3 protein-coding genes are annotated in these 2571 nt (G+C 66.9%); 1 reads left to right on the top strand and 2 read right to left on the bottom strand.

The window, feature by feature from the left end:
• On the top strand, positions 1–1054 hold a 1054-nt coding region (locus tag ACFP2V_RS19470; RefSeq protein ID WP_381213693.1), incomplete at its 5' end, for an IS256 family transposase.
• A 42-nt stretch (positions 1055–1096) separates the two neighbouring features.
• Here ACFP2V_RS19470 and ACFP2V_RS19465 read toward each other — a convergent pair.
• Together ACFP2V_RS19465 and ACFP2V_RS19460 are read right to left on the bottom strand one after the other, a co-directional pair.
• Positions 1097–1696, bottom strand: a complete 600-nt coding sequence (locus tag ACFP2V_RS19465; RefSeq protein WP_381213704.1) for a DUF6058 family natural product biosynthesis protein — start codon at positions 1694–1696, stop codon at positions 1097–1099.
• 184 nt (positions 1697–1880) lie between these two features.
• Positions 1881–2345 carry a hypothetical protein gene (locus ACFP2V_RS19460; protein ID WP_381213690.1) on the bottom strand — a complete coding sequence of 155 codons (465 nt, stop codon included), beginning with the start codon at positions 2343–2345 and terminating at the stop codon, positions 1881–1883.
• Positions 2346–2571: the final 226 nt, after the last annotated feature.

The following is a 2571-nucleotide window of genomic DNA, read 5'->3' as shown; positions in this document are numbered from 1 at the left end:
CACCACCGCGGCCGGCGCGGTCGAGGTGAAGGCGCCGCGGGTGAACGACAAGCGCGTCGACGAGGCCACCGGCGAGCGCAAGCGGTTCTCCTCCGCGATTCTGCCGCCGTGGTGCCGGAAGTCGCCGAAGATCAGCGAGGTGCTGCCGCTGCTCTACCTGCACGGCCTGTCGTCCGGCGACTTCGTGCCCGCCCTGGAGCAGTTCCTCGGCTCCTCCGCCGGGCTCTCTCCGGCGACGGTCACCCGGCTGACCCAGCAGTGGCAGGCCGACCACGCCGCGTTCATGGACCGCGGCCTGTCCGAGGTCGACTACGTGTACGTGTGGGCCGACGGCATCCACCTCAACGTCCGCCTGGAGGAGGCCAAAGCCTGCGTCCTGGTGCTCATCGGGGTGCGCGCCGACGGCTCCAAGGAACTGGTCGCCCTCAAGGACGGCTACCGCGAATCCGGCGAGTCCTGGGCGGACCTGATGCGCGACTGCGCCCGCCGGGGCATGCGCGCCCCGGTCCTCGCGGTCGGCGACGGCGCCCTGGGCTTCTGGAAGGCCCTGGCCGAGGTGTTCCCCGAAACCTGCGAGCAGAGGTGCTGGGTTCACAAAACCGCAAACGTCCTCGACTCCCTGCCGAAGTCCGCGCAGCCCGGCGCGAAGAAGGCCATCCAGGACATCTACAACGCCGAAGACCGCGACCACGCCGAGGCGGCGGTCAAGACGTTCGCCCAGTTCTACGGCGCGAAATTCCCCAAGGCCGTCAAGAAGATCACCGACGACGAGGCTGAGCTACTGGCCTTCTACGACTTCCCCGCCGAACACTGGATCCATCTGCGGACGACCAACCCGATCGAGTCCACGTTCGCCACCGTCCGGCTGCGGACCAAGGTCACCAAGGGTGCCGGCTCCCGCAGCGCCGCCCTGGCCATGGTCTTCAAGCTCGTCGAGTCCGCCCAGCAACGGTGGCGGGCCGTGAACGCGCCCCACCTCGTCGCCCTCGTCCGCGCCGGAGCCCGCTTCGAACGCGGCCACCTCGTCGAACGTCCCGAAGCCCGCGCGGCATGAGCGATCGCAACCGATCCGCAGAACGCCACCCATGGATCCGGGTCACGGGCGCGGGAAGCGGGCGCGCATGGCGTCGATGCAGGTGTCCCGGGACGTGGGCCCGCCGAACCGAAGACGGTCGTAGGCCGTGAACGCCGGTTCCAGCGTGTCGAGTTCGTCGACCAGGGCGTGCAGCTGCTCAGACCACTGTGCTGAACCGGCATCCGGCTCGTTCGCTGCGGCGCTGATCGCGGTCGTCAGGTAATCCTTGCGCTGAATGGCGGCCGGGGTCACCGAGTGCAGGCACACGTACTGTCCGCTGAGATACGCATTCCACTCCGCCTTCCCGGTGACCGGGTCGGCCCAGTGAGCGGTGAACCACGCTTCGAGCAGCTCTACGCCGCCGGCTTCGTCGGCGAGAGCGAACAGGTCGGCCGGCACCATCTCAGCACCGTCGGAGCGCAGATATCCCGGAAGCGGCAGATGCTGCCCCAGCATCAGCCGGCGGACCGCATCGGCATCGCGGCCATGAACTGCGCACAGTTCCTCCAGGGCAACGAACTGCGCGCTGACGTATGCGTCATCGGTATCGGTCATCGGATGGTCGCCGTTGACTTCGCGGAATCGCTCGGCGAGCTGCTGCTTCAGGTCTGTCTCCGGCATCGGGTCGCCTCCGGCGTTTACCAGCGCGGGCATCTCCCGCACAGGACTCGGCACGCTACCGGCCGGACGGTTCGGCACTCACCGAACCATCGATGGAATCACGACAGCACGAGGGCACCTCGCCCTCGCTCCGCCCACCGATCCACAGCTCTTGACAATTACTCCCGGTGCGTCTGTAAGCGCCTCAGAGGTGTTGCTTGGCTGCTCTAACCAGTCGGCTGATGTTGTCACGGGTCCGTGCCCTGGCATCGTCGAGTTCGGTTCTGCTGTCTGTCTTGGACAGTGCCGTAACGTCTGCCAGCACGTCCTCCGCGGACCGGCTCAGCGTCTCGTCATCGGTGAGCATCTGTACCCGGAACAGTGCCTCTTGGGCGTTGGAGCGTAGGTCGTAGGCGCGGATCCGCACCGTGTCAGGGTCCTCTGGTGGTGGCTGCTCGTGTTCGCAGAACCAGAGGTGAACCAGGCAGCGGCGATAGTTGACCAACGTGCCGGCGTAGGCGGAGTAGGCATCGAGTCGTTCCTGCCGGAGCTTCTCACGGCGGGTGAACTGGTGGCTTCTGTCGGCGGTGCGCTGCTGGAATGCGAGGGTGATCCCCGAACCAAGCAGCGTCCCCAGGACGGCTATGCCGCTGGCGATGATGGTCTCCACATCCCAAGCTGATCATGCATCGCTGTTCTCCGCGGGCCGTAACCCAACTCTGATGCCAACACGCTTTCCAACTGTGCGCGTGGCCGATCGTGAGCGTTCATATGGGTCCGCGTGCCAGCTCAGAAGGGGCCAGCGTACGGCGATGGACGTCGGCGACCGCGTGTGCGGACTCTGCTGCGCAATTCGCTGCGGGGGTGAGGTCGGGTCCGCGATGATCGTTCCTGGG

The organism is Streptomyces incanus (genome assembly GCF_042656345.1).
GTDB lineage: Bacteria > Actinomycetota > Actinomycetes > Streptomycetales > Streptomycetaceae > Streptomyces > Streptomyces incanus.
The sequence above is the reverse complement of the archived record's forward strand: the minus strand, read 5'-3'. Positions and strand labels throughout refer to the sequence as shown.

Bases quoted from the DNA above. Each gene is read 5' to 3' on its own strand.
- ACFP2V_RS19465 (WP_381213704.1), bottom strand. From the start codon at position 1,696: ATGCCGGAGACAGACCTGAAGCAGCAGCTCGCCGAGCGATTCCGCGAA.